The sequence below is a fragment of the Brachybacterium sp. AOP3-A1-3 genome, assembly GCF_052378285.1.
Taxonomy (GTDB): domain Bacteria; phylum Actinomycetota; class Actinomycetes; order Actinomycetales; family Dermabacteraceae; genus Brachybacterium.
The window spans coordinates 16,069-41,001 of record NZ_JBQSXM010000019.1 but is presented as its reverse complement, the minus strand read 5'-3'; the positions used below and the strand labels follow the sequence as shown (position 1 = coordinate 41,001).

General features: G+C 70.7%; 30 protein-coding genes. 14 read left to right on the top strand and 16 right to left on the bottom strand.

Going from position 1 to position 24,933, the window contains the following annotated elements:
- Positions 1-21 precede the first annotated feature (21 nt).
- The 3 genes from ACT3T5_RS16835 to ACT3T5_RS16825 all read right to left on the bottom strand — a co-directional run bounded on the left by ACT3T5_RS16835 (position 22) and on the right by ACT3T5_RS16825 (position 1,100).
- Positions 22-315 (bottom strand): hypothetical protein, encoded by a 294-nt coding sequence (locus ACT3T5_RS16835; protein WP_444594977.1) that lies wholly within the window; start codon positions 313-315, stop codon positions 22-24.
- Between the two features lie 156 nt (positions 316-471).
- Entirely contained in the window at positions 472-813 is a 342-nt protein-coding gene (locus tag ACT3T5_RS16830) for a type II toxin-antitoxin system RelE/ParE family toxin (RefSeq protein WP_444577035.1), read from the bottom strand.
- Positions 813-1,100 (bottom strand): type II toxin-antitoxin system ParD family antitoxin, encoded by a 288-nt coding sequence (locus ACT3T5_RS16825; protein WP_444577036.1) that lies wholly within the window; start codon positions 1,098-1,100, stop codon positions 813-815. Before ACT3T5_RS16825 ends, ACT3T5_RS16830 begins: the two co-directional genes overlap by 1 nt.
- A 165-nt stretch (positions 1,101-1,265) precedes the next feature.
- Between ACT3T5_RS16825 and ACT3T5_RS16820 the strand changes: the two genes are divergently transcribed.
- Complete coding sequence (locus tag ACT3T5_RS16820; protein ID WP_444594976.1) at positions 1,266-1,616, top strand: GrpB family protein; 351 nt, start codon at positions 1,266-1,268, stop codon at positions 1,614-1,616.
- A 277-nt stretch (positions 1,617-1,893) separates the two neighbouring features.
- Positions 1,894-2,571 (top strand): hypothetical protein, encoded by a 678-nt coding sequence (locus ACT3T5_RS16815; protein WP_444594975.1) that lies wholly within the window; start codon positions 1,894-1,896, stop codon positions 2,569-2,571.
- A 42-nt stretch (positions 2,572-2,613) separates the two neighbouring features.
- On the opposite strand, the gene ACT3T5_RS16810 is transcribed toward ACT3T5_RS16815, so the two are convergent.
- From ACT3T5_RS16810 to ACT3T5_RS16800, 3 genes are read right to left on the bottom strand one after another with little or no spacing between them, the layout of a single operon-like run.
- Entirely contained in the window at positions 2,614-3,318 is a 705-nt protein-coding gene (locus tag ACT3T5_RS16810; protein WP_444594974.1) for an HAD family hydrolase, read from the bottom strand.
- Between the two features lie 9 nt (positions 3,319-3,327).
- Positions 3,328-4,077, bottom strand: a complete 750-nt coding sequence (locus tag ACT3T5_RS16805) for a phosphotransferase enzyme family protein (RefSeq protein ID WP_444577040.1) — start codon at positions 4,075-4,077, stop codon at positions 3,328-3,330.
- Positions 4,074-5,081, bottom strand: a complete 1,008-nt coding sequence (locus ACT3T5_RS16800) for an N-acetylglucosamine kinase (RefSeq protein WP_444577042.1) — start codon at positions 5,079-5,081, stop codon at positions 4,074-4,076. The genes ACT3T5_RS16805 and ACT3T5_RS16800 overlap by 4 nt, the downstream gene beginning before the upstream one ends.
- A gap of 81 nt (positions 5,082-5,162) precedes the next feature.
- Between ACT3T5_RS16800 and ACT3T5_RS16795 the strand changes: the two genes are divergently transcribed.
- On the top strand, positions 5,163-7,724 hold the full coding sequence (locus ACT3T5_RS16795; RefSeq protein ID WP_444594973.1) for a family 78 glycoside hydrolase catalytic domain: 2,562 nt from the start codon (positions 5,163-5,165) through the stop codon (positions 7,722-7,724).
- A 108-nt stretch (positions 7,725-7,832) separates the two neighbouring features.
- Here the strand turns inward: ACT3T5_RS16795 and ACT3T5_RS16790 are convergent, their stop codons facing one another.
- Complete coding sequence (locus tag ACT3T5_RS16790; RefSeq protein WP_444577046.1) at positions 7,833-8,372, bottom strand: GNAT family N-acetyltransferase; 540 nt, start codon at positions 8,370-8,372, stop codon at positions 7,833-7,835.
- A 340-nt stretch (positions 8,373-8,712) separates the two neighbouring features.
- Here ACT3T5_RS16790 and ACT3T5_RS16785 point away from each other — a divergent pair, with 340 nt between their 5' ends.
- The 3 genes from ACT3T5_RS16785 to ACT3T5_RS16775 all read left to right on the top strand — a co-directional run bounded on the left by ACT3T5_RS16785 (position 8,713) and on the right by ACT3T5_RS16775 (position 10,877).
- Positions 8,713-9,864: a metal-dependent hydrolase family protein gene (locus tag ACT3T5_RS16785; RefSeq protein WP_444594972.1), complete on the top strand. Its 1,152-nt coding sequence runs from the start codon at positions 8,713-8,715 to the stop codon at positions 9,862-9,864.
- A gap of 103 nt (positions 9,865-9,967) precedes the next feature.
- Positions 9,968-10,378: a VOC family protein gene (locus ACT3T5_RS16780; RefSeq protein ID WP_444594971.1), complete on the top strand. Its 411-nt coding sequence runs from the start codon at positions 9,968-9,970 to the stop codon at positions 10,376-10,378.
- A 28-nt stretch (positions 10,379-10,406) separates the two neighbouring features.
- Complete coding sequence (locus ACT3T5_RS16775; protein WP_444594970.1) at positions 10,407-10,877, top strand: hypothetical protein; 471 nt, start codon at positions 10,407-10,409, stop codon at positions 10,875-10,877.
- A 174-nt stretch (positions 10,878-11,051) separates the two neighbouring features.
- Here ACT3T5_RS16775 and ACT3T5_RS16770 read toward each other — a convergent pair whose 3' ends face one another.
- From ACT3T5_RS16770 to ACT3T5_RS16745, 6 genes are all read right to left on the bottom strand, one after another.
- Positions 11,052-12,014, bottom strand: coding sequence for an aldo/keto reductase (locus tag ACT3T5_RS16770; RefSeq protein WP_444594969.1), 963 nt, complete (start codon positions 12,012-12,014; stop codon positions 11,052-11,054).
- A 97-nt stretch (positions 12,015-12,111) separates the two neighbouring features.
- The gene (locus ACT3T5_RS16765) at positions 12,112-12,876 is read right to left on the bottom strand and encodes an isocitrate lyase/PEP mutase family protein (protein ID WP_444577053.1); all 765 of its coding nucleotides are present in this window, start codon (positions 12,874-12,876) and stop codon (positions 12,112-12,114) included.
- Between the two features lie 94 nt (positions 12,877-12,970).
- Complete coding sequence (locus ACT3T5_RS16760) at positions 12,971-13,228, bottom strand: type II toxin-antitoxin system RelE family toxin (protein WP_444577054.1); 258 nt, start codon at positions 13,226-13,228, stop codon at positions 12,971-12,973.
- A gap of 4 nt (positions 13,229-13,232) precedes the next feature.
- Positions 13,233-13,478, bottom strand: coding sequence for a type II toxin-antitoxin system Phd/YefM family antitoxin (locus tag ACT3T5_RS16755; RefSeq protein WP_444577055.1), 246 nt, complete (start codon positions 13,476-13,478; stop codon positions 13,233-13,235).
- A 114-nt stretch (positions 13,479-13,592) separates the two neighbouring features.
- A complete protein-coding gene (locus tag ACT3T5_RS16750) occupies positions 13,593-14,906 on the bottom strand; it encodes an AAA family ATPase (protein WP_444594968.1) in 1,314 nt (437 codons plus the stop codon).
- An 80-nt stretch (positions 14,907-14,986) separates the two neighbouring features.
- Positions 14,987-15,961: a hypothetical protein gene (locus ACT3T5_RS16745; protein ID WP_444594967.1), complete on the bottom strand. Its 975-nt coding sequence runs from the start codon at positions 15,959-15,961 to the stop codon at positions 14,987-14,989.
- A 40-nt stretch (positions 15,962-16,001) separates the two neighbouring features.
- Between ACT3T5_RS16745 and ACT3T5_RS16740 the strand changes: the two genes are divergently transcribed.
- From ACT3T5_RS16740 to ACT3T5_RS16730, 3 genes are all read left to right on the top strand, one after another.
- Entirely contained in the window at positions 16,002-16,715 is a 714-nt protein-coding gene (locus ACT3T5_RS16740) for a DUF402 domain-containing protein (RefSeq protein WP_193118806.1), read from the top strand.
- Between the two features lie 68 nt (positions 16,716-16,783).
- Positions 16,784-17,608: a sugar phosphate isomerase/epimerase family protein gene (locus ACT3T5_RS16735; RefSeq protein WP_444594966.1), complete on the top strand. Its 825-nt coding sequence runs from the start codon at positions 16,784-16,786 to the stop codon at positions 17,606-17,608.
- A 57-nt stretch (positions 17,609-17,665) separates the two neighbouring features.
- On the top strand, positions 17,666-17,896 hold the full coding sequence (locus ACT3T5_RS16730) for a hypothetical protein (RefSeq protein WP_444577061.1): 231 nt from the start codon (positions 17,666-17,668) through the stop codon (positions 17,894-17,896).
- Positions 17,897-17,962: 66 nt separating this feature from the next.
- On the opposite strand, the gene ACT3T5_RS16725 is transcribed toward ACT3T5_RS16730, so the two are convergent.
- Entirely contained in the window at positions 17,963-19,312 is a 1,350-nt protein-coding gene (locus ACT3T5_RS16725; RefSeq protein WP_444594965.1) for an MFS transporter, read from the bottom strand.
- Positions 19,309-19,980, bottom strand: coding sequence for a GntR family transcriptional regulator (locus ACT3T5_RS16720; protein ID WP_444577063.1), 672 nt, complete (start codon positions 19,978-19,980; stop codon positions 19,309-19,311). Before ACT3T5_RS16720 ends, ACT3T5_RS16725 begins: the two co-directional genes overlap by 4 nt.
- A 262-nt stretch (positions 19,981-20,242) precedes the next feature.
- Between ACT3T5_RS16720 and ACT3T5_RS16715 the strand changes: the two genes are divergently transcribed.
- Genes ACT3T5_RS16715 through ACT3T5_RS16705 form a run of 3 tightly spaced genes read left to right on the top strand, consistent with a single transcriptional unit; the run spans position 20,243 to position 22,844 of the window.
- On the top strand, positions 20,243-21,136 hold the full coding sequence (locus tag ACT3T5_RS16715; RefSeq protein WP_444577064.1) for a metal ABC transporter substrate-binding protein: 894 nt from the start codon (positions 20,243-20,245) through the stop codon (positions 21,134-21,136).
- The gene (locus ACT3T5_RS16710) at positions 21,133-21,918 is read left to right on the top strand and encodes a metal ABC transporter ATP-binding protein (RefSeq protein WP_444577065.1); all 786 of its coding nucleotides are present in this window, start codon (positions 21,133-21,135) and stop codon (positions 21,916-21,918) included. The genes ACT3T5_RS16715 and ACT3T5_RS16710 overlap by 4 nt, the downstream gene beginning before the upstream one ends.
- Positions 21,915-22,844 carry a metal ABC transporter permease gene (locus ACT3T5_RS16705; protein WP_444577066.1) on the top strand — a complete coding sequence of 310 codons (930 nt, stop codon included), beginning with the start codon at positions 21,915-21,917 and terminating at the stop codon, positions 22,842-22,844. Before ACT3T5_RS16710 ends, ACT3T5_RS16705 begins: the two co-directional genes overlap by 4 nt.
- Here the strand turns inward: ACT3T5_RS16705 and ACT3T5_RS16700 are convergent.
- The gene (locus ACT3T5_RS16700) at positions 22,839-23,531 is read right to left on the bottom strand and encodes a metal-dependent transcriptional regulator (RefSeq protein WP_444577067.1); all 693 of its coding nucleotides are present in this window, start codon (positions 23,529-23,531) and stop codon (positions 22,839-22,841) included. The genes ACT3T5_RS16705 and ACT3T5_RS16700 overlap by 6 nt on opposite strands.
- A gap of 90 nt (positions 23,532-23,621) precedes the next feature.
- Between ACT3T5_RS16700 and ACT3T5_RS16695 the strand changes: the two genes are divergently transcribed.
- Together ACT3T5_RS16695 and ACT3T5_RS16690 are read left to right on the top strand one after the other, a co-directional pair.
- A complete protein-coding gene (locus tag ACT3T5_RS16695; RefSeq protein WP_444577068.1) occupies positions 23,622-24,374 on the top strand; it encodes a Pr6Pr family membrane protein in 753 nt (250 codons plus the stop codon).
- Positions 24,371-24,925 carry a GNAT family N-acetyltransferase gene (locus ACT3T5_RS16690; RefSeq protein WP_444577069.1) on the top strand — a complete coding sequence of 185 codons (555 nt, stop codon included), beginning with the start codon at positions 24,371-24,373 and terminating at the stop codon, positions 24,923-24,925. The genes ACT3T5_RS16695 and ACT3T5_RS16690 overlap by 4 nt, the downstream gene beginning before the upstream one ends.
- Positions 24,926-24,933 lie beyond the last annotated feature (8 nt).

The window sequence follows — 24,933 nt, the reverse complement described above, 5'->3', positions numbered from 1 at the left end:
GGTCGTGTCGAGCCGGTGCGGTCAGCCGCCGAACAGGGTCCCAAAGTCGAAGCCGCCGAGCGTCAGGCTGATGCCGGTCGCGGCGACCAGGAAGATCCCGACGAGCCAGCCGATCATCGCGAGCAGGTTCAGGAGGATCCCCCAGGCGGCGCGGCCGCGGGCGAAGGGTTCGCTGCCGCGGGACATGAATCCGAGGATCAGGCCCAGCGCCGGGGCGATCAGCGTCCATCCGGCCAGGAGGGAGAGGATCCCGAGCAGCAGGCTGGCGGTGCCCTTGCCGGTTCCGTGATGGGTGATCGTGCCGTAGGTGGTCAAGGCGATCCCTTCGTTCCGAGGCGGTCCCGCCCGATGTCCCGGGCGAGTGCTCTCAGCGTAGGAACGGGGCGGGGGCCGGCGGATCCGCCTGCGGGATGGTCGGGGTCCGACTGGGGGTGGACATCATGGGCTGGCACTGAGCGTGGTCTGGGGCGGTCAGTTACCGGTATGACGCGGGAGGTCCATGGACTCATGGAGAACTCGGCCCACGATCAGCACGTCGCCCTCGCGGCGGCAGACGAGAAGGTGCCGTGGTCGGCGCACCAGACCGCCTTGAGAATGGCCGCGACTTCGCGCGAGATGCCAGACGAACACCCCGTGGCCGAGTTCGGGACGGTAGAGGTTGAGGTCGAAGGTCTGCGCCGATGCGTCGCGGATCGCGGCGGCCAGCAGCGCTTCATATCGCTCCCGTGCCTGCGCGCCGAAGCTCTGCTCGGATCGAGCGAGAACTTGGACGATGTCCTGCTGCGCGGACTCGGTGATCCGGAAGTTGACCATCACCCCATGCTCGGGGACTCGGCGCCGGGTTCCCCGAGCTGTGCGATCAGGCCGTCGAGGGTGGAGTCGTCGACGTCACGGAAGCGGCCCGCCGCGACGTCGGCCCAGCCTCTGTCGGCAGCTGCACGAAACGCGGCGAGGCGTGCTGCGTCTTCTGCATCCCGTTGCTCGAGCAGGCGAAGGCCGGCACGGAGGACCTCGCTGGCGTTCTGATATCGCCCTGAGGTCACAAGGGAGTTCACGAGCTCGTGCTGATGGTCGCTGAGGACGACATTCCGAGTTGCCATGGCGTTTCCTTCCGTTGGCACTTTATGCCAATCATCTCTCCCGGGGACCACTTGCGCCAGTGCGCGTCCAGTGCCCGTTCTGGCTTCGATCGCCGCGGGAGTCAGGCGGCCAGTTCAGGAGAGCTTCAGGGAGGACAGTTTCAGGCACCGCCGTATCGTGACGCCATGGCAGACAGGGCGCACACGGTGGTCGAACTCGTTCCGTACGACAGAGACTGGCCGGAGAGGTTTTCCGTGAGCGCCGCCGAGATTGCAGCTGTGCTGCATAGCGCCCGCATCGAGCACGTCGGATCGACCAGCGTCCCGGGGCTCTCCTCGGAAGACACCATCGACATCGCCGTCGGAGTCCGTGACGTCGCGGAGGTTCTTGCCCCTCGAATCGTGGACCAGCTCGAGAGGCTGGGCTTCGACTACCTGCCCGGCTCTTTCGCCGACGACCCGGATCACGCCTTCTTCCAGACCATCCAGCGGACGCCGTCGCTCTCCCGGTGTCCCGGGCGAGTGCTCTCTGCGTAGGAACGGGGTGGGGGCTGGCGGATCCGCCTGCGGGATGGTCGGGGTCCGACTGGGGGTGGACATCGTCCCGCGTCGCGAGGGGTGGTCCTGGGAGGTGGCCACCTGGAGCCGTGTCACGGACGGGCCGCTGGTGACGTGACCTGGTCATATCGCCAGTGCACCCCACCATCGGCCCGTCCCCGACGTGGCTCCCGATGAGGCCCGCGAGCAAGGGCAACGGGCTCGTCGAGCGTGGTTCTCCAGCAGGCGGTGGAGCCTCAGGCCCTAGCCTGTTCCCATGCGTTCATGGCAGATCGACTCCCTCGCGCAGCTCCGCAGGGGACTCCCGGACGCCGAGGTGACTCCGTATGGCTCAGTGCTGGAGCCCGATTCCCTGGACTCGTGGAGCGATCTGGATGTCGCCGTCCGCACGACCTCAGTCGTGGATCTTGAATCGGTGCTGGGCGCTCGGATCTGGGCTTCCCAGACGGCGCGGGACGCGGAATGGCAGGTGATCCGCCTCGTGCTCGAGGACGGCCGACGGGTCGACCTCACGATCACCGGTGCCGAGGCGGACGTCCCGGCCCCGGCTGCCGACAACGAGGTCCGGTTCGACGCCGCGCTCGCCGCCGCGAGGTTCGGACGCGGCAGCGACCTGATCGGTCTCCACCTGGTCCTCGGGATCCTTCGCGAGTCCCTCGTGCACCGGATGGTCGCTGCTGATCGCCGGGAAGGACGCACTCACCATCGACACGCCACCGCCCAGGACGCGCACACCGCCGACGTCGCTGCCCTGCTGCGCGCGCCTCTCGGACCGGCGACTGCTCGAGGGGCGTACGAGCTCTACTGCGCGTGCCGAGCCGAGGTCGACCCGGATTTCGTCGCGGCGACCGAGGGGCTGGACGCGGTGATCACTCGAGGTACTGAGGAGATCGGGGAGGGTCTGGTCACCCCGAGAGATATCGAACTCGCATGAGCGCGAAGGCCAGGCCCTACGAAACCGCAGGTGTCCTGGCCTCTACTCCCGGTCTCCCAGCGGGAGATGGCTACTCCATGAGACCTCCCGCCGAGGGGCTGAGTCAATGGCCGCTGATTCCGTGACCAGTTCGAGCACCTCGAGGGTGGAGGGTGCCTGCACGGTCGGCGGTGCGTCGAGCTCCCAGTCCTGGCCGTGGCTCACCCATCCGGTGCGGCACCCGGCCGCCTGACCGCCCTGGATGTCGGCGGTGGCGCGGTCCCCGACCATCCAGCGGACGCCGTCGGCCCCGAATCCGTCCAGCGCGGCCGTGAAGATCTCCGGGGCGGGCTTCTTCGCGGCGACGGCTTCCGAGATCACCACTCGGTCCACACGACCTTCGAGGCCGCTCACCTGCATCTTCCGAGACTGCTGGGCGACGGGTCCGTTGGTCACGACGATCAGCGTCCATCCCCGATCGCGCAGCTCGGCGAGCTTCTCGAGCAGGCCGTCGTAGCACCGCACGGACCCGGCATGACCGTGCAGCAGGGTCTGGATGAGCTCGTCGCGGGTCGAGGTCAGGTCGAGCCGCTCGAGCAGTCCGTCGGCGAGGATCGCCCGATGCGTGTAGCCGTGGCCGTCCGTCTCGAGCAGCCAGCGGAGGTCGTCCTCCGTGCCTCCCTGGGCGGCGATGAACTCCTCGGCCCAGGCGGCGAAGGCACCGTCACGATCCACCAGCGTGTTGTCGAGGTCCAGGAGCAGCAGCATCGGGCGAGCCTAGCCGGGGAGGGGCGCCGGGAAGGTGCGTCGGCCCGCTTCGCGCATCGCGACGAGGCGGCTGCGCCAGCGGGTGGGCCATCCCTGAACCACCCAGGTCGCATGGGGCTCGTGGCCGTGGGCGCCGAGCCATTCGACCTCGTCGATGGCCTGCTCATGGCGCGATACCGCAACCTCGACGACGTCGATCGGGGCGTGCCAGCCGTAGCCGTCGAGGAGCGCTCGGGCGCGGGCTCGTCGACGCTCGGCCTCGTCCTGCGGGAGTGGGGCGTCGTCGGGGTCGACGTCGACGGGAGTGACCCAGAGCAGCGCATAGGCGAGGTCCTCGGCAGGGTCGCCCGGCCGCGCGGCATCCCAGTCGAAGAGCCCGACGGCGATGCCGTCCCGCCAGGCGACGTTCCCCGGCTTGGGATCCCCGTGGCAGATGGTGGTGCTCGGGGTGCTCGGGACCGACCAGACGGCGTCCGCCGGAGGGACCCACGTGCGCGTCGCCTCGTGCACGGCGCGCAGCAGCCGGCCCAGGGAGCGGGCGGCGTCAGGGGAGAGACCATCGGGCCAGGCCTCGTCACGCGCGATCCCGGGCACGAGGCTCACGTGCTCGAAACGGTCATCGAGGCCCAGCGGCCGGGGCACCGGGAGGCCCTGCGCCCCCAGATGCTCCAGCAGGGAGTGGATAGTCGGCGTCCAGGGCTTGCGCGGTCGGCGCACCGTGGTGCCGTCGATGCGGATCTCGCGAGGTCCTGCCATCATGCGGGGATCGCCGACGGGGTCCGCTCGGTGAGCTGGCCGATCGTCGCCTCGTCGACTTCGACTCCGGCAGCCTCGAGGGCCAGGATCGCCGCTCCGCCGAGGGGGTCGAGCTGTGAGGGGACCAGGTCGAGGGCGCTCGGTTCGGCCTCGACCAACATGCGGTCGAGGCGGTCGCGGAAGCTCGGAGCGTCCGCGAGGGAGCCCGTGCAGGCCACAGGGACCGGTCGGGGCCCGGCCACAGGGGCGAGCAGGCGCACACCGCGCGCGGTGCGGGCGGCCAGGTCGGTCAGGGCTCGGTCGGCGAGGGCGGACTGCTCGCCCATCGCCGTGACCTGGGGCGCGAAGTCCCCGTAAGACCGTTTGATGGTGTTGCGATGGGTCGAGGAGCGGGCGAGGACGGCCTCGTGCAGCGACGGGACGTCAGCCACGCCGAAATGCTCAAGAGCCGCCGGCACCAGCGGATCCGTCGGGGAGCAGTCGTTCATCAGGATCTGCTGGACGACGTCGTACACGAGGTGCCGTGCGGCCCCGGCGTAGTGCTCGAGCTGACCGCTCTCCGTCTCGACGCCCTCCTCGTCGATCGCGAGGATCATCGACCCGGTGCCGGCGACCACCACGATGCCCGGCCGGCCTGACAGCGCGCCGCGATGGGCGATCACGGCGTCGTTCACGACGATCTTCGGGCAGGTCAGACCCGGTGCATCGACCAGGGCGGCCGTGCGGTCGTTGTCCCCGTCGCTCTGGTTGGAGCCGGTGCGCTCGAATCCGGCGATGCCGGCCGCGAGGGCCACGGCGCCCGCCGGGTCGAGCCCGCCGGACTCGAGTGCCTGCGCGATGGTGCCGCGGATGTTCTCGAGCGCGTCGTCGTTGTGGCTCGGGTTCCCGCCCCTGCCGACGGCCGCGGCAAGGCGCGTCCCGTCCAGCGCGAAGCAGCCCACGCGCGTGTGCGTGCCGCCCGCGTCGATGCCGATCACGAACTCGTGCTGCGGGGTCGTCGAGGTCATGACCGTGAACCTAGCAGCGGCCGGCCCACGCCACTGTTACTCTTCCTGCTCGTGTCGTCGCGAGCGAAGGAGCTGCGTCCGATGGGCTCGACCCTCCGCACCACTCGCACTTCCCGCACCTCCTCCCCGAGCGGTCTTCTGCTGAACCTGCAGGACCACGCCGTGGGCGTGGACGGTGACGGGCTGCGATGCTCCTGGATCGTCCCGATGCTGGGCGATGCGCTCCAGCGCGCCTATCGCGTGCAGATCGCCGAGGACCCGTCCTGCGCCGAGCCGCTCTGGGACTCCGGCCGGGTGCTCTCGGCGGACTCCACCGGTGTGCTGATCCAAGACGTCCCGCTGCGGGCCTCGACCCCGTACTGGTGGCGCGTGCAGGTCGACACCTCGGAGCGCGGCGACTGGTCGCTCGCCGCGCGGTTGACGACGGCGCCCTTCACGACGGGCCACTCCGCACTCGACCCGGCCGAGTGGCCGGCGACCCCGATCTGGGCCGGGGACTTCGCTGATTGGGCGCTGCTGCGCACCGAGATCGACCTGCCGGTGACACCGATCCGCGCCGCCTTCGTGGAGGCCGTCGGACTCTCCCCGGCGGGCGGCCCCGGCGAGGACGGGCCCCGCGGCGGACGCCAGCACGTCTACAAGCTGTGGGTGAACGCCCAGGTCACTGGCTTCGGGAGCGTGCGCAGCCAGGACGATCACCCGCGGCTGCATACTCACGACCTCACCGGCCTGCTGCACCCGGGTCGCAATGCCCTCGCCGCTCTCGCCTGGGCGCAGGAGGGCCGCCAGTTCGCCGCCCGCCTCGTCGTCGTGCTCGAGAACGGCAGCAGGATCGAGCACGTGACGTCGCCGGAGACCTGGCGCGCGCTGCCCGGGAACGCCCTGCTGCCGGGGGAGCGGAGCATCGGCGGCGGCTGGTACCACGCTCCCGCGGAGGACTGGGATCTGCGCGAGGAGCCCGTCGGATGGACCTCGCCCGGGGTCGACGACACGGGCTGGGCGGCGGCGTCGGCCGCTCCGGCGCTGCCCGCGGAGCCGGCCCCGGCGATCGTGAGTCTCGGGCAGGCCGACGGGGACCCGGCTCCGCTGGAGCCCGTCGGCCCCGGGGCCTGGCGGTTCGACCTGGGCCGGGAGATCGTCGGCGGACTGCGCCTGCGAGCCCGGGCGAGCGACGGGGCCCGGATCGAGGTGCGCCTGGGCGAGCAGCGCGACGCCGACGGGCGGGTGATCTCCTCGATGCCCACTGGGAACGTCTACGAGGAGACGTGGACCCTGCGCGACGGCGAGCAGGAGGTCGAGCACTGGGGGTATCGCGCCTTCCGCTACGGCGAGCTGTGCGTGCTCGGGGGCGAGGCCGAGGACCTGCAGGTCACCCCGACGATCCTGAGCAGCGGGTCGGCGCGCGACGGGGAGACCGGGCACACCGAGGGAACCGGGCACTCCGGCGCATTCGCGTCGTCGGACCCGGATCTGGACCGCGTGCACGAGCTGTGCCGCTACTCGATCGAGGCCACCACCCTGGATCTCTATCTCGACACCCCCTCGCGCGAGCGTGGGCCCTACGAGGGCGACACCTACGTCAACCAGCTCTCGCAGTACGCCTGCGAGCGCAGCTACGTGCTGGCCCGGGTCTCGAACCAGTACCTCTCCCGCCGGCCCACCTGGCCGGCCGAGTACCACCTGATGCCCGTGCTCGTGGCCTGGGAGGACTACCTCGCCACCGGGGACGACGCCCAGCTGCGCACCGACGTGGACCTCTGGCGTCGCGCGAACTATGACCACCACCTCGAGGCCGACGCTCTGCTGCACAAGGACCCCGGCCCCTCGAGCGCCTGGGACGCCGACCTCGTGGACTGGCCGCAGACCTGCCGCGACGACTACGAGTTCACGTTCGTGAACACTGTGCTGAACGCCTTCCAGGCTGCGGCGCACGAGGCGCTCGCGAGGATCTGCACGGTGCTGGGCCGGGATTCGGAGGCCGACTCGTACGCGGCGCTCGCCGCCCGGATGCTCGCGGGGATCGAGGCGCACCTGGTGCGGGAGGACGGCATCTACCGCGACGGCCTCGGCAGCGAGCACTCGGCTCAGCACGCGACCGCGATCCCCGTGGCTCTGGGTCTCGCGCCGGCGTTGCGCCACGAGGTGCTCGGCGAGGCGCTGGCGGCCGGCGGGATGCGGATGAGCGTGTACGGGGCGCAGTTCCTGCTGGATGCGCTGTTCGCCCTGGGAAGGGCCGACGAGGCGCACGCCCTGATGACCTCCCGGGGGCAGCGCGGCTGGCTGCATCAGCTCGATGACCTGGGCGCGAGCATCGTCCCCGAGGCCTGGGACCCCTCGCTCAAACCCAACATGACCTACTCCCACGCGTGGGGCACCGCGCCCGTGAACGCCATCGCCCGCTGGGTGCTCGGGGTGCGCGTGGTGGCTCCCGGCGCCGCACGGCTCGAGATCACCCCGCAGCCCGGGCCGCTGGCGTGGATGGAGGGCACGGTGCCCACGATCCGCGGCGACGTGCACGTGCGCTACGACCGGGCGGAGAACCTGCTCGAGGTGCGCATCCCCGCGAACACGACCGCACGGGTGCGACGCGGCGACATCGACGTGGAGGTCGGCCCAGGGAGCACCACCCTGACATCGACGTGACCGCGCAATGCCACCGTCGGGGTGGCGGTGATCCCGTAAGCGTGACGAAGTTGGGGGAATGGGCGCTTGATTCCCCCAACTTTGCCCCGTTCGTGACGCTCGTTCGGGTCAACTCCGGGTGGACTCGGGGCTCTCCCCGTCGAGCGGCTTCATCATCCACCGGGCCGGGTCGGCGACGTGGTGCACCTGGTGCGCATCGTCGATCCACGTGTACCGGTCGAGATAGTCCCGCCCGGTATCGACGTAGCCGAGTCGCAGGTAGAGGCGCATCGGGCCGGAGTCGTCGACCCCCAGCCCGAGTTCGTGGTGACCGCGTGCTCTCGCCTCCTCCTCGAGCAGACCGAGCATCTGCGTCCCGATCCCCTGGGACTGGAGGCGTTCTGGCCATACCTGCAGGCCGTTGACCTCGGGGCAGCGCGGCACCTCGGTCGCCGCGCATCCGGACCACCGGATCTCGCAGGAGCCGACAAAGGTGTCCGGGTCCTGTCGGCAGGCAGCTAGGAAGTATGTGCTGGTGCCGGCCTCCTGGTGGGAGAACCTCTTCGCATGGGTCCGGCTGTTGCCCGTGGGCGCCCAGGCCTCCAGGGCGGGCAGGTCGGCGGCGGTGCACGGGTGGAGGGCGACGTCGCAGGTCTGCATGCGGTTCATCGTCCGGGATCCACCGAGGCGGGGCCAGGGATTTTTGCCGTTGCCTCCGCGGCCGGAGCGCTCGGCACGGGTGAACCTCGGGTGCGGACACTGTCGCTACTCCGTCTCCGCATCGTCAGTTACCCGGGAGTAGAGTGCCCGGCGCAGTGACACGAGACGGGAGTTCACGATGCACGGAACGAGCACGATCAGGATCGAGAACGTCAGGGTCTTCGACAGCCGGGCCGGGGTGAACACCGGTCCTCACGACGTCGAGATCGCCGGGTCCACGATCCGCTCGATCAGACCGTCAGGAGGCTTCTCGCCGAGCCGGGAGACGGACGCTGGGTCGGATCCAGCCATGGACGGGACCACCCCGACCGTGATCGACGGGACCGGCGGCACGCTGATCCCCGGGCTGATCGACGCGCACTGGCATGCCGCCTTCACCGAGATCGCGCCGACGGCGATGATGTCCGGGGACTCCGGATACCTCTTCGCGAAGGCCGTCGTCGGCGCCGGCCACACCCTGCAGCGCGGGTTCACCACGGTGCGGGACCTCGGCGGTCCCACGCATGGCCTGAAGCGCGCGGTCGACGAGGGCGTCACCCCCGGTCCCCGCATCTACCCCTCCGGCGCGTTCATCTCGCAGAGCGGCGGTCACGGCGACTTCCGGATGCCGCACGAGGTGCCTTGTGGGGCGGCCGGCCATCTCAGCCATACCGAGCTGGCCGGCGTGGCCGTGATCGCCGACGGCGAGGCCGAGGTGCTGCGGGCCGCCCGAGAGGTGCTGCGGCAGGGCGCCACGCAGGTGAAACTCATGGCGGGCGGCGGGGTCGCCTCGCACTACGATCCGCTGGACGTCTCGCAGTACACGGTCGCCGAGATGCGGGCGGCGGTCTCCGCCGCGGAGAACTGGGGCACCTACGTCACGGTGCATGCCTACACGCCGCGGGCGATCAGGACGGCGGTCGAGGCCGGGGTGCGCTGCATCGAGCACGGCCAGCTGATCGACGAGGAGACCGCCGAGCTCCTCGCCGAGCACGACGTGTGGTGGTGCCTGCAGCCGTTCCTGGACGATGAGGACGCGATCCCGATGTCCGGGCCGAGCAGGCAGAAGCAGCTGGCCATGGTGTCGGGCACCGATCGCGCCTACGAGCTCGCGATCGCCCATGGCATCAAGGTGGCGTTCGGGACCGACACCCTTTTCGACCCGCAGCTGGCCGGGCGCCAGGGAGCCCAGCTGGGCAAGCTCTCCCGGTGGTACACCCCGGCGCAGGCCCTCCAGCAGGCGACGATCCGCAATGCCGAGCTGCTCCAGCTCTCCGGCGAGCGGAACCCCTATCCCGGGGTGCTCGGCGTCGTCGAGGAGGGCGCCCTCGCCGACCTCCTGCTCGTCGACGGCGACCCGCTCTCCGACCTCTCGCTCCTGGCCCGACCCGAGGAGGCCTTCGCGATGATCATGAAGGACGGCCGAATCATCGAGCGGACGAGGACTGCTGCCACCTGGTGAGACGTCGTCGCTGGTCGGGCGGCTCTGCGACTCGACGGGTCCGCCGGAACGGTGCGCTTCGCGGGGACGAGGACTACGGTGATGGGGGAGCGAGGAGGCCCCGATGACGTATCCCGTGCTCAGCTGCACTGCGATCGATGCCCGGAACCCGCGCGCGCTCGCCGAGTTCTACAGCGCGCTGCTGGGACTGCACTGCCGCCCCGGGGACGAGCCCCCGCCACCTCCGGCGGCCGACGACACCGATTGGATCGTGCTGCTGGACGCCGAGGACCGTCGCGTGCTCGCCGTCCAGGGCAAGCCGGATCTGCGCCCCTCGACCTGGCCGAGCGAGGAGATCCCCATGCAGCTGCACATGGACTTCCGGGTGCCCGACGCCGCCGAGCTCGAGGTGCAGCGACGCCGCGCCGAGGACCTCGGGGCCACCCTGCTCATGGACCGCAGCACCGATCCTCACGAACCGCTCCACGTCATGGGCGACCCCGAGGGCCATCCGTTCTGCCTGCTCGTCGGCTGAGCCGCCCGGACCCGACGAAAGGCACGTCATGACCGACCCCGCTCAGATCCTCGCTGCCGCTCATCACGTCCTGCTGCACAACTGGCCCTCGACCGACGTGCCGCACACCCTCGCCCGCGCCGGCTTCGCGGTGACCGTCTTCGGCGGCCCCGCTCCTGACGACGTCTCGGTGACTGAGCTGGTCGACGGGGAGATCGTCGACCGGCGGACCGGGGTGAGGCCGGAGTCGGCCGACGTCCTGTACGTCTACCCGTGGCCGGGCTTCGAGCTCGAACGCGACCTGCCGGACGTGGCCCGCACCGCCCGCGAGCTCGGCGCCGGGACGCTCTGGTTCCAGTCGGCCCTCGCCGCGGACGGATCGCAGGACGACCACGGGACGTGGGTGCCCGAGGACGACGCCGCACGGATCGACGAGATCAGCAAGGCCGAGGGCCTCAATGTCGTCCGCGACGCCTACATCGCCGACGTCGCGCGGAAGCTCGGGGCAGGACAGGGCTGACCGGAATCGGCCTCGAGCGAGGAGGACCCGGGGTGGTGCATCCACTGGCGCATAGCGTGCAGGCATGCCCCTGAGGGAGCTGGCTGCGCGTATGACGCCAGTGGATGCGGCGCCCTCGCGTCACCACGAGTCACCAGGAACGGACCCGGGCCATTTCGGGCGACGACGCCGGGGTCACCAGGCGTAGGCCTCCGGGGCTGGCCCGCCGGGACCGGGGAAGATCTCGTCGAGCGTTGCGAGGTCCTCGTCGGACAGCGTGATGTCGACGGCGTCGATCGCCGAGTCCAGCTGCTCCATCGTGCGCGGGCCGATGATCGGGCCGAGCACGCCGGGCCGGTGCAGCAGCCACGCGAGGGCCGCCTGGCCGGGTGCCAGATCGCGCTCCGCGCAGAACGCCTCCCAGCGGTCCAGCTGCGCGGTGAGGTCAGCCGGGTCGTGGCGGCGGTCGGCGGTGCCGCGGCGCACGCCCGTCTCCGAGCGACCGCCGAGCTTGCCACCGGAGAGCGGTGACCAGGCGATGACGCCCATCCCGTAGTGCTCCGCGGCGGGGAGCACCTCGAGCTCGATGTCGCGGGTGAACAGGTTGTACAGCGACTGCTCGGAGACCAGGCCCAGCGAGTGGCGGGCGCGGGCGGCCTCGTTCGCCTGGGCGAGGTGCCAGCCGGCGAAGTTCGAGGAGCCCACGTAGGTGATCTTCCCCTGCGCGACCAGCAGCTCCATGGCCTGCCAGATCTCCTCCCAGGGCGCTGAGCGGTCCACGTGGTGCATCTGGTAGAGGTCGATATGGTCGGTCTGCAGGCGGCGCAGGGACTCGTCGACCGCGCGCCGGATGTTCAGCGCCGAGAGCCCGCGGTCGTTCTTCCCCGGGCCCATCTCGCCGAACACCTTGGTCGCGAGCACGATCTCCTCGCGTCGGCCGCGGGAGGCCAGCCAGCGGCCGATGATCTCCTCGGTCCAGCCGCGACGATCCTTCCCGCCGTAGCCGTTGGCCGTGTCGAAGAAGGTGACGCCCTGATCGAGGGCGCGGTCCATGATCGCGAAGGCGTCCTCCTCCGCGGTGTGGGGGCCGAAGTTCATGGTGCCGAGGACGAGCCGGGAGACGGTCGCTCCGGTGCGTCCGAGCTGGGAGTACTGCATCGTGATGAGCTCCTCGTGTCGTGGTGTCCCCGCGTCAGGAGCCCGGGGTCCGCCGCCGGAAAGCGTACGTCCGCCGGCGAGCCGTGACCAGTGGAGCTCAGCGCCAGGCCGCGGTGATCTCCGCGACGTGGTCGGCCAGGGCGGCCTGCAGCAGCGGCCCGAAGCTGACCCGATGCACGCCGAGCTCCGTGAGCCGCGCGAGGTCGAGTCCCTCCGGGATCGCGCCGTTCACCGGGTGGGCGGTGACGTTCAGCGGGGTGCTGACCGCGGCGAGCAGTGCTTCGAGCGTCGCGACGTCGGGGACGCCGACGGGGTACAGCGAGTCGGCGCCGGCGGCCTCGAGCAGGGTCAGGCGGGTGATCGCCTCGGCCAGCCGGTCGGGGATCTCCTCCTTGGTCTTGAACACGTCGGTGCGCCCGTTGATGACCAGGTGCACTCCGGACGTATCGGCCGCCCGGCGGATCCCGGCGATGTAGTCGGCGTGCTCCTGCGCCCCGCGCAGCCTGCCCTCGGAGTGCACGGTGTCCTCGATGTTGACGCCGACGGCTCCCGCGTCCAGCACGCGGTCGACGAGCTCGGCGGCAGCGGTGTCGTAGCCGGATTCCACATCGGCGGAGACCGGGACGTCGACCGCGCGGGTGACACGGGCGATGCCTGCGAGGGCATCCTCGAGGCTCATGTCCTCACCATCACCGGCCCCTACGGAGTTCGCGACGGGATGGCTGCCGACGGTCAGCGCTTCGAAGCCGGCGGAGACCGCAGCCTGGGCGGACCAGGCGTCCCACACAGTAGGAAGCACCACCGGGGTGGACCGGTGGTGCAAGGCGAGAAGGGCTTCGGCGCGTTCGCTCAAGGAGGTCATGGGCCCATCACACTCGGGTTCCGTGACCTGGTCAAGGAATCGGGCGCCGGGCCGACATCGACACCCCGTCGTCGCGGTGGGCCGACTCGTCCGTTCAGCGGTCGTACACGTCGCGGCGGTGTCCGAGCGTGACGACGACGACGAGCAGGCGAGTGTCTTCGACGGTGTAGATGATGCGGTAGGCGCCGACGCGTATGCGCAAGCCATCTCGACCCTGTAACGCCTTCGCGCCCGGGGGTCGGGGTTCGGCGGCGAGCAGTGCGATCGCGCCCTGAATGCGGCGACGATCCTGGTGGTCGATGCACTTCAGCGCGCGCAACGCCGCGGGGCGTACCTCGATCTCGTAGGGCACGTAGTCACCACCCGAGATCGCTCTTGACCTGCTCCCAGGGGATGTTCGGTCCCTCCTCGGCCATGGCCGCGTCGAAGGCTCGGGCGTCCTCGGACTCCTCGGCGGCGTCCTTGAGCCGTTCGTACTCCGCTGGACTGAGAACGACCGCCTGGACCTCGCCTCGACGCTCGACGAGGACCGCCTCATGCTGGGCGGTCTCGATGACGGCTGCGAAGCTCTTGCGTGCGTCGGAAGCGCTGATGGTCGACATGCTCTGATTGTACATTTGGACCGACGAAACGTACATGACCTGTGTGGCAAGAGCCTTCCGGACACGCCCTGGACGACACCGCGTACCGCCTCTCGATCTATCGGCCGAGCACGGCTAGAGCTGCATGCTGCTGCGAGGAGCGTCGTACAGCGCGAGCTCGTCGGCCGTCGGAACCTCGAACGCCGTTCTGTAGGCGGCGAGGTGCTCCCGGGTGATCGGCGGGTCCTCCGCCGCGCGAGCGCTGATCCGCCGCCACAGCTCGTCGTCGTCGGCGTCCAGGACGAGCAGCTCGACGCGGGCTCCGAGCGCTCGGGCGCCCTCGCGCAGGCGGTCGCGCTCCTCGCGCCCCCAGGTTCCCCATTCGATGACCACGTCCACATTCTCTTGGAGCAGCTCCTGGCCGATCTGCCACTGCAGCTGTTCGATGCGCTCGCGCAAGCCCTCGTCCCACTGCGAGCTGCCCAGCCGGGCCATCCAGTCGTCGGGGCTGAGCCGCGCCGCCCCGGTGGCCTCCACGATCCGGTCCGCGACGGTGGTCTTCCCGCTGCCGGGGAGCCCGCAGACGATCGTGAGCGTGGGGCGGGGTGGGTCCGACCTGCGCCGATGAGCCATGAGCGTGCGCACCTGGTCCAGCCAGCCGATGCCCAGCAGCTGCCCGTCCGGCAGGGAGTCCTGGTGGTCCCAGCGCCAGGTCGTCACCAGGGCGCGGGACAGGATCCGGCAATCCTCGAGCAGCTCGGTGTCGACCCCCGGGTAATGGTCTGCGACCTGCCCCGGGGCATGCGCGAGATCGAACTCGACCGGACCCGTGCAGCAGGTCTCGAGGTCGATGAACAGCGGTCCATCCGCAGTGTCGAGCACATTGCCCGGATGGGGTTCCCCGTGGAGCACCTGCTGGGGGCCGCGCTGAGTCACCTCCTCGCCGAGGCTCTGCAGGGTCTCGCGCAGGAACGCACGGTCAGCCTCGGGCAGACGCGGGGTGCGGACGGGATCGTCGACGAGGGCGAGCGCCTCGGCGACCCGGCTTCCCACCGGCAGGACGCCCAGGTCTGCGGCGCGCATCGCGGCATGCAGGCGGGCGAGGGCGCCCGCGTACTCGCCCGCCGGCAGCGCACGATCCTCGCGCGGTGCGTAGTGGGTCCACAGGGTGATCTCGAAGCCGTCGCGCACGTGCACCTGCGGGGGAGTGCGCGGATCGAGGCGGCCGACGGGCGCGCCTGCTTCCGCCAGGCGCAGCACCCGATCCACCTCGACCTGTGCCCCGGCGTGGTCAGCGGGTCCGATGCGGGCGACGAGATCGCAGGGCAGCACCCGCACGGTGAGCCGGTTGGAGTCCTGGAGGTCGACGATCTCGTCGGCCTCGAGCCCGAGGGATCGCACCACCTCCATCGCGGCGAGACGGGCGCGGGCTGCCGCGTGAGGATGCATCCGGCTGACGCTAGAGCGGTGGGCGCACGCGCGCAACGCCTCACTCGCTTCCGGTCTCGATCCAGATGTTCGCGGGGTCGCTAGTGCCGCAGACGGTCGGCGAACTCGGCAGAGCCTGCAGGGATCAGCCCGGCGGGGAGCGGAGTTGGCGCAGGACCTCCTGGCACAGGGATTCCGACGATCGCGGTCCAGGTGTCCTGCGGGTGGGGTGCAGGGCCGGGCACGTCGCGCATCATCGCGGGCTCCAGCTCCTCGGTGGCGTGCGAGTCGATCAGGAGCACGTCGCCGTCGGCGCTGCGGTCGATGACGACGGCGAGGCAGGCCTCCATGTCCTCCCGGGCCGTCCGCCCCTCGTGCGGCGTGGACTGAAGGGTGATCTCTATGCCGCCGTCGGGCTCGGGTGGCCAGGCCAGGGCCTGGGCGACGATCACGCCGTCGCGCATCAGCACTGCGCTGTGATCGGGGTCGAAGCTGCCCTCTCCGCCCGGCACGAAATCCGGGGCGTTCTCTGCTCGCAGCTCCGCCGGGGCGGCCGCCGGGGACCAGCGGGCGTGCTGCGCGGTGTAGTGCTCGACGTACAGATCGAGCATCTCCTCGCGGCGTGCGTCGTCCACATTTCCGGCCCGAAGGCCGTCGCTCGTCGTGCGATGCTCCGCAGCCCAGGCGCGCATCGCATCATCGACCACGTAGCGCCACGGCGGCATGAGCTGTACGAGCACGCCGCCGTGCCGGGCGCACAGATCCAGCAGCTCCGGCTCGTGGGCCGCCGGCTTCAGCCGCAGCGGCAGGGTCGAGACCGCGATCTGGGCCTCGAGCAGCACGTCGGCGACCTCGTCCCACGGCTCGCCGTCCAGGACCTCGAGCACGAGCGAGCGGGAGTCGGGATGGAAGCTGTTGTCGATGCCGCGACAGTGCCCGAGCAGACGGCCCGCCGAGTCGGTGGCGACCACCGAGCGGCAGTTGTCACCCTCCCGCCAGCGATCCGGGAGCAGATCCTCGAAAGCAGGGTCCGCGGAGTCGGCCGGCGTGGCAGGTCGGGTGGTCAGGGTGGGCATGGGCTCAGGGTATCGACGCCCCGACCACTACCCTGGCGCGATGGACACTGATGTCAGGCAGCAGCTGGAGGCGATCCCGGGCCCAGCTGGGGAGAGCATCGTGATCCCGCACCCCGTCGGCACGGCGGTCGCGATCCGCAGCATCCGGGACTTTCCGGATCGGGAGCCGGCAGTCAGCTTCGCCGTCGCCGGAACGGTCCTGCAGGACGACGAGGACCTGATCGTCGTGATGACGTCGCCCGGCTCCGACCGTGCCGCCCGCGCCGGCCGACGGACCGGCCCGCGCGGACGCAATGTCGTCGTGACCGGGTGGGACGGCACCCATGATGTCGCCACCTGGGAGGGGCCGACGGTGGTTCGCGTGCATCCGCGCGGGAGCTGCTGGTCGCTCTGGCGCTGGCACGACGGCGAGAACTGGGTCGGGGACTGGTACGGCAACCTCGAATCTCCCTGGCGGCGCAGCGCCGTCGGCTACGACACCCAGGACTGGGCGCTCGATGTGGTCGGCGAGGGAGTCCCGGGCGCTGAGGGACTGGCCGTCCGGTTCAAAGACGAGGACGAGCTGGACTGGTACGTCGAGCAGGGTGCCTTCAGCCCCGAGCGTGCCGCCTACTTCCGGTCCGTCGGCGCCGAGCTCGCGGAGCTGCTCCGCCGTGGGCGCGGGCTCGTCGGCGCCGATTGGTCCCGGTGGATTCCGCCCCGCGATATGCCGCCCGTGCCGCTCCCGAAGGGTTGGCAGCGCCTCACAGACTGAGCAATGCGCCATGATGTCCTGGTGCCGACGGCGACACCTCGCTCGCCACCCCGATCACAGGAGATCCCATGGCCCACTCGCTCGACCCCACCAAGGCGCTGCACACCTGGTCCGTGTTCCGGACCATGGGGCGGTACGTCGCGCCCGGCTCGGCCCCGTCGGGCGTGCTCACCGAGAACACCTCCGGGGGAGGCCTGGACCTGCTCGAGCTGCCCGGTCAGCTCGCCGCGCACGGGTTCCGCAGCGCCCAGCTGTGCCACTTCTACCTGCCGCGCACCGATGCCTCCTACCTCGCCGAGGTGCGCGCTGCTTTCGATGCCGCGGGCGTGGACATCGAGTGCCTGCTCGTGGACGACGGGGACGTGACCCATCCCGAGCAGGGCGAGGAGCAGCAGCGCTGGCTGTCGGGCTGGATCGGTGTCGCCGAGCAGCTCGGCGCCCCGCGGGTGCGGGTCCCCGCCGGGGACCAGGCGCCGACACCGGAGACGATCGCGCTCAGCGCCCGCCGGCTCCGGGAGCTCGCCGCCGAGCATCCGGACATCCGGGTGATCACCGAGAACTGGAAGTCGCTGCTGATCGATGCGGCGACCACCCGCCAGCTGTTCGACCAGCTGGGCGGCGAGGTCGGCTTCCTGATCGACACCGGCAACTGGACCGGTGAGGACAAGTACGAGCAGATCGCGCAGGTCGCCGGCATGGCGGAATGCTCGCAGGTCAAGGCCCGCGAATCCTCCCCGGGTGTGCTCGACGCCGAGGACCTCACCCGCGCGCTCACCGTGCTGCGCGACGTCGGCTACGCCGGGCGGATCTCCTACGTCTACGCCGGCAGCGACGACGACGAATGGGCCCGCCTCGACGAGATGCACGAGATCGCCAGCACCGTCACCGGCTGAACGCCGATTCCCGCGCTGCCGAGTGGCCCGAGCCGGGCCAGGGGTAGCGTGGCGGCCATGATCGTGATCGGAAACAGAGGAATCACTCTGATCGTGGGAGTGCTCGTCGTGGCGACGATGCTCGTCGCGTACAGCTCCCTCGTCTCGGGCAATGACAAGGTGACCGTCACTCTGGTCGGGATGCTCATCTCCCTGCTGACCGCGGAGTACCTGAAATCCCGTCTGCGCCGCCAGGCCCTGTCTGACGAGGGTGCTGGCGCGCGCGACGGGGCCGAGCCGGCGAAGTAACGCCGCCCGCTCCGACCGGACCCGACCGGACCGGACTGACCCAGCTCGACCTGGCACGCCCCGCCGTCAGCGGCTCAGGGTCAGATCCGCGGCGGTCGTGCGGTCTGTGCCGTCGTCGGCCGCTGTCGGATCCTGCATCGGCGCAGCCGGATCTGCCGTCGGCCCCGCCGGATCCTGCGCCGACCAGTTCGGTCGACGCAGCCCGATCGCCACGAACATCAGGCACAGCGCGCAGATCCCGGCGACGATCACGAGCCCGCCCGTGTAGGGCAGCACCGGGGTGAGTGTGGCGAGGATCGTGGGCAGCAGGAACCCCAGGTAGGACAGTGAATAGTAGACGCCGGTGATCCCGGCGAGGTCGCGCGGGGTGGCGAGGGACTGGGCGATGATCAGCCCGGCCACGACGCACACCCCGTAGGAGGCGCCCAGCAGCGCGGCGACGCCCACGACCATCACGGGGCTGTGCAGGTCGCTCGCCACGGCGGCGAGGATCATCCCCGCGGTCATCCCGCTCATGCCCACCAGCAGGGCGCGTCCGCGGGTGAGCCGGTTCAGCAGTCCGACGGTGCCCTGCGCGAGGGCGCCGATGCCGAGGGTGAGCACGGTCAGCGCGGTCGCGTAGATCGTGGCCGAGTCCCCGATCCGGTCCTCGACGGTGCTGGGCAGGATCGCGTAGGCGACGCCCGCGGCGGCGAACACCCACGGCGCGGCCGGCAGCACGAGGCGCATGAAGACGGGATGCGCGGCCGAGGGGACCCGCAGGTCATCACGCAGCGAGCCCCGGGCGCGCAGCTCACGCGGCAGGCTCTCCGGGGCGGTGAGCAGCGCGGCCGCCGCGAGCAGGCACAGCAGCAGATGGGCGGCGTAGGGCAGCTGGCCGGGCAGCGGCGCGAACTGGGCGAGGGAGCCGGTCACCCCGGCGCCGATCGCGAAGCCCAGGGTGAGGGTGAGCGAGGACCGCTTCGCGCCGGAGATCGCCGTGGCTGTCGCGTCGTGCGCCGGATCGGACAGCTCCTTGATCCAGCTCGAGCCCACCGACATCCCGACCCCCACGCCGATCCCGGCGAGGACGCGGCCTGCGCACAGCACCACGAAGCTCCCCATCCCGGCCGCGAGCAGGGAGCTGGCGATCATGGCGGCGAGGAGTCCGGCGATGGTGAGGGGCTTGCGCCCGTAGCGGTCCGACAGGGCCGCGGCCAGCAGCATGCCCGGCACGATCCCCAGCACATACATCCCCAGCAGCAGGTTCGCCTGCCACGGGGCGTAGCCGCCGAGCGTCTCGTACACGTGCAGCAGCGGGGTGAAGTGGTTGCCGCCCCAGGCGAGCACGAAGCCGGTGGGGGCGACCCGCAGCCAGGAGGCCACCGGCCTGCGACCGTCGCCGTGGCCCGCGGCGTTGTGCACGGCGCGGCTCACGGCGTGACTTCGTAGTGCTCGTGCCCGGAGGTGAGATGGCGCTCGATGAGCGCACGGAAGGTGTTGGTGTCCTGGCGGCGCACGGCGTCGGCGAGTTCCACGTGCTCACGGTGCAGGGCCGGCAGATCGGCCGACGGGGCCGTCACCGCGAGGCGGGAGAGGCGGTAGAGCCGCGGGGCGAGGGAGCCGATGATCCCCTCGACGACGCTGTTGCCCTCGTGACGGATGATCCGCAGGTGGAAGGCGTGATCGTGGACGGCGAACTCCGCGGGGCGGCCGACGGAGCCGGCCTGCTCGGCGAGGGACTCGTCGAGCGCGGCGAGCAGGCTCGTGCGCAGCTCGTCGTCGCTCACGATCCGGGAGACCGCATGGCTCTCGAGCATCGAGCGCACCGACAGCAGCTCGCGCCGCTCCCGCGCCGTCGGGCTCGTGACCAGCGATCCCTTCTTCGGTACCAGGCGCACGAGGCCCCAGCTCGACAGGGTCAGCATCGCTTCGCGGGTGGGGGTGCGGCTCGCGCCGTGCTGCGCGGCGATCTCGACCTCGGTGAGCAGCTCACCGGGTTCGATGTCGCCGTCGGCGATGCGGCGGGCCACGGAGGCGGCGATGCGATCGGCGAGCGGGCGGCTCGGGGACTCGTCATGCCAGGGCAGTTCGAGGGGGTCCATGAGCTCCACCCTAATGCATGCATCAATGGATGCAAGACGATCGGGGTGTGGCTCGGAACTCTCTCGGGGGTGCCATCGCCCGAGTAGGCGAGGGTTCTGGACGCGCTCGCCCCGCTCGCCCCGCTCGCTCTAGTTGGTCTGGTCGCGCTGGTGCGCCCCGCTCCGGTGGACTAGCATCCTCTAATATTCGACGAGGCGAACATTGTGAAGCAGATGATGCGAAGAAAGATGTGTGAGCATGCGTAGACGATGGTGGACGGCGATGGCGAGCGTCTTGGCGGGGGCCCTCGTGCTCGCCGGCTGCGGGCATGACCCCCGCGGCGAGGAGAGCGGGAAGCCGGTCGTGCTCACCACCTTCACCGTGCTCGCGGACATCGCGCAGAACGTCGCCGGGGACGATCTCGAGGTCGAGTCGATCACCAAGGTGGGCGCCGAGATCCACGGGTACGAACCCACTCCTCGCGACATCGCCAAGGCGTCCCGAGCGGATCTCGTCGTGGACAACGGGCTCGGCCTCGAGCTGTGGTTCGAGCAGTTCATGGAGTCCGTCGACGCACCCCACGTCGTCGTCTCGGAGGGGGTGGATGTCCTCGACATCACCGGAGATGCCGATGCCGGGAAGCCGAACCCGCATGCCTGGATGAGCCCGGTGAATGTGCAGATCTACGTGGACAACCTGGTCACTGCGTTCAGCGAGCTCGATCCAGAGCACGCCGAGGAGTATGCGGCTCGCGGTGAGGAGTACAGCGCGCAGCTGCAGGACGTCCAGGACGATCTCGTGGCGGAGCTGGAGACCCTGCCGGAGGCGCATCGGGCCCTGGTCACGTGCGAGGGCGCGTTCTCCTACCTCGCCCGGGACGCCGGGCTGACGGAGCACTACATCTGGCCCGTCAACGCCGAGCAGCAGGCGACGCCGCAGCAGATCGCGTCCGTGATCGACGTCGTCGGCGCCCGCGGGATCCCGGCGGTGTTCTGCGAGTCGACCGTCTCGGACAAGCCGATGCAGCAGGTGGTCGCGGCCACAGGGGCGGACTTCGGAGGCACGCTCTACGTCGACTCCCTGTCCGGGCCCGACGGCCCCGTGCCCACGTACCTCGATCTGCTCCGCCATGATGCGGACACGATCGTCGGCGCGCTCGCCGGGGATCCGGCGTGAGCGCGGCGATCAGCGTGCAGGGCATCGTGGTGCGCTACGGCGAGGTCCTCGCGCTCGACGGGGCGAGCATCGAGGTGCCCGCAGGGAGGGTCACGGGACTGGTGGGTATGAACGGCTCGGGGAAGTCGACCCTGTTCAAGGCGATCATGGGCATGGTGCGGCCGGAGGCCGGGGACGTCCGGATCGAGGGGAAGGACCCCCGCGTCGCCCGCCGGGCCGGCCTGGTCGGCTACGTGCCGCAGAGCGAGGACGTGGACTGGACGTTCCCCGTCTCCGTGCGGGATGTGGTGATGATGGGCCGTTACGGACTGCAGGGTGCCACCCGACGGGTGCGACCCGTCGATCGCCGGGCCGTCCAGGAGGCGCTGGAGCGGGTGGAGCTGGCCGACTTCTCCGCCCGCCAGATCGGTCAGCTCTCCGGGGGTCAGAGGAAGCGGGCGTTCGTGGCCCGGGGCATCGCCCAGCAGGCCCGGGTGCTGCTGCTGGACGAGCCGTTCGCCGGCGTCGACAAGCGCAGCGAGGCCACGATGGTCGCGCTTCTGCGGGGCCTCGCCGCCGAAGGGCGCACGATCCTCATCTCCACCCATGACCTGCACGCCCTGCCGCAGCTCGCCGACGAGACCGTGCTGCTGCAGCGCAGGGTCCTCTTCCACGGCCCGGTCGCCGAGGCCCTCGCTCCCGACCGGCTCGCGGAGGCCTTCGGCCTCGATCCGCTCGGCACCCTCGATCGCCCCGGCACCGCGGATCCGCTCGGCATGTCCGGGACGGGAGGCCCCGCATGAGCCCCCTCGACCTGATCCTCGAGCCCCTGCAGTACGACTTCATGGTGCGGGCCCTCGTGGCGACCGTGGCGGCGGCGATCGTGTGCGCCCTGCTCTCGTGCTGGCTGGTGCTGGTCGGCTGGTCGCTCATGGGGGACGCCGTCTCCCATGCCGTGCTGCCCGGCGTGGTGCTCGCCTACGTGCTCGGTGCCCCGTTCGCGCTCGGTGCACTCATCTTCGGCGTGCTGGCCGTGGTGCTCATCGGGGCGATCCGAGGCACGAGCCGGGTCAAGGAGGACGCCGCGATCGGGATCGTCTTCACCACTCTGTTCGCGCTCGGGCTGGTCCTGATCTCGGTCACGCCCAGCCAGACCGATCTGAACCACATCGTCGTCGGGAACATCCTGGGGGTCGGCACGGGGGACCTGTTCCAGATCTGCCTCCTGGCCGCGGTCGCCTTCGTGGTGCTGGTCCTGAAGCGCCGGGACCTCACGCTCTACGCCTTCGATCCCCTCCACGCCCAGGCGATCGGCCTGTCGCCCCGGGTCCTCGGCGGTGTGCTCCTGGGCGTCCTCGCCCTGACCTCCGTCGTCGCGCTCCAGGTGGTCGGGGTCGTCCTGGTGGTGGCGATGCTCATCGTCCCCGGTGCCACCGCGCATCTGCTCACCGATCGCTTCGGACGGATGCTCCTCCTCGCCCCGTCGATCTCGGTGAGCTCCTCCGTGCTGGGGATCCTCCTCAGCTTCTGGCTCGACGCCGCCTCCGGGGGACTCATCGTGCTGGTCCAGGGCGGGGTGTTCGCCCTCGTCTATCTGCTCGAGCCCCGACGCGGGCTGCTGGGGCGCGGGCTCACCGCCCGTCGGCGCCGCGAGCAGAGGCAGTGCGCCGGGTCGCCCGAGCGAGAAGCTCCCGGTGATGGCGCGGCCGTCCTCCCGCGAGGTTCATGAGATCGCGGGCTGCGCGATGACCGAGACCCAGACGGAGCTCGTCGCGGATCGTCCGAGGGACAGGCCCGCAGCGACCCCGCTGAGGGCCACCTCGATCGCCTCGGAGTACGGAGCCCCGGGGCGCACCTCCAGCTCCGTGCCCACCCCGATGCCCTGCTCGGCGAAGTAGGTGAGCAGGTGGGGGTCGTCGTCGGAGATGCGCTCCACCCTGGCGGTCGACCCGATGGGGACCGCGGCGAGCAGCATCGCATCCGGACGGTCCACGCGACCGTCGGAGGTCGGGATGGGGTCGCCGTGGGGATCGCGGGCGGGGTGTCCCAGGTGCTGGTCGATCCGCTCGATGAGGAAATCGGAGACCGCGTGCTCGAGGTGCTCGGCCTCGTCGTGCACCTGGTCCCAGCTGTACTCGAGGACCTCGACGAGGAACGTCTCGAGCAGACGGTGGCGGCGCACCATGGCCAGCGCGTACTCGTGCCCCAGCGCGCTGAGCGCGATGGCGCCGTAGCGGGTGTGCTCCAGCAGGCCCTGCTCGGTCAGCTTTCGCACCGCGTCCGAGACGGTCGAGAGCCGCACCCCGACGCGCGCGGCCAGCGCGGAGGCGGAGACCGGGTCCGCCGACCATTCCCCGAGGCTCCAGATCGCCTTGAGGTAGTTCTGGGTGCTCGTCGAGAGCGTGGAGACTGACATGCTCGAACGCTAGCAAACGGTGGAGTTCGGTCGGACGAACGTGCTCGTCGGATACGATGCACCGTCGGTGCGACGAACAGGGGATGCTCGATGACGACCTGGTGGCCCTGCGTTCGACTGATCGCCGCGGCGCTCGCGCTCGCTGCGATCCTCCGGCAGCTCTCCCTCGCGATCAGCAATGCCCGCGCGGCGGGAACCGCCTGGGGATCCGATGTGCCGACGGTGGTCGCGAACTTCTTCAGCTACTTCACGATCCTGTCGAACGTGAGCTGCGTGGTCGCGCTCGTGCTCGGAGGTGTGTGGCTGCTGCGCCATCGCCGCGGCACCGCGGTGGAGCCCGCCTGGCTCACGACCCTGTTCGCGTGCGCGAGCACGTACATCGTCGTCACCGGGATCGTCTACAACCTGCTGCTGCGGTCGATCTCGATCGCCGGGATCTCGGACGTGTGGACGAACGAGACGCTGCACGTGGTGATCCCGCTCGTGCTCCTGGTCGATGCCGTGATCGCGCCGCGGCGCGGCCCCCTCCCGTGGCGCACGATCGGTGTGGTGGTCGTGTTCCCGATCCTCTGGGCCCTGTACACGATGATCAGGGCGAACCTCGTCACCGGACCGGCGACGGGCGACCCCTGGTGGTACCCGTACCCCTTCCTCGATCCGCACCTCGTCGCAGGCGGCTACCTGGGCGTGGCCGGGTACATCGTCGGTATCGCGGTCGTGATCACAGCGGTGGCCGCGGGCGTGGTGTGGATCGGCCGACGGCGCTCCCGCGACGACGGCTCGGAACACACGGGGCGCTCTGGGCTCGCGGGCCATTCGGGGCCTCCTGAGGTGCGCCCGTGAGCGGCCGCCCGCAGGCTCCTCGCGAGACCCGACGGCTGCAGCTCGACGCTCCTCGCGAGGCAGATCTCGAGGATCTCCACCGCATCTACTCCGACGCCCGTACCTGGACCCACCTGCCCAACGGACGCTTCGCCGACCTCGCGACGACGCGAGGCGCCCTGGACAGGTGGCGGGAGGACTGGCGGGCGCATGGACTCGGCGCCTGGGTCGCTCGGGAGGGCGGCGTGCTGGTGGGGCACGGCGGATGCGCCGTGCGGCAGGACGTGTTCTGGAACCTCGGGTACCGCTTCGCCCCCGAGGCGCAGGGGAGGGGTCTCGCCACGGAGCTGTCCCACGCGGCGATCGCCGCTGCCAGGGAGGTGCATCCTGAGCTCCCTGTCGTCGCGTACCTGCTCGAGCACAACGCGGCTTCCGCCGTGGTCGCCGAGAAGGTGGGGCTCACCCTGCGCCATCGCGGCCCCGATGCCGGCAACCCGGATCCGTCGGCCGTGCGGCTCGTGTACTCCGATCGGGAGCTCAGCGACCAGGAGCTTTCAGCGACGATGCGCTGATCGCGCTG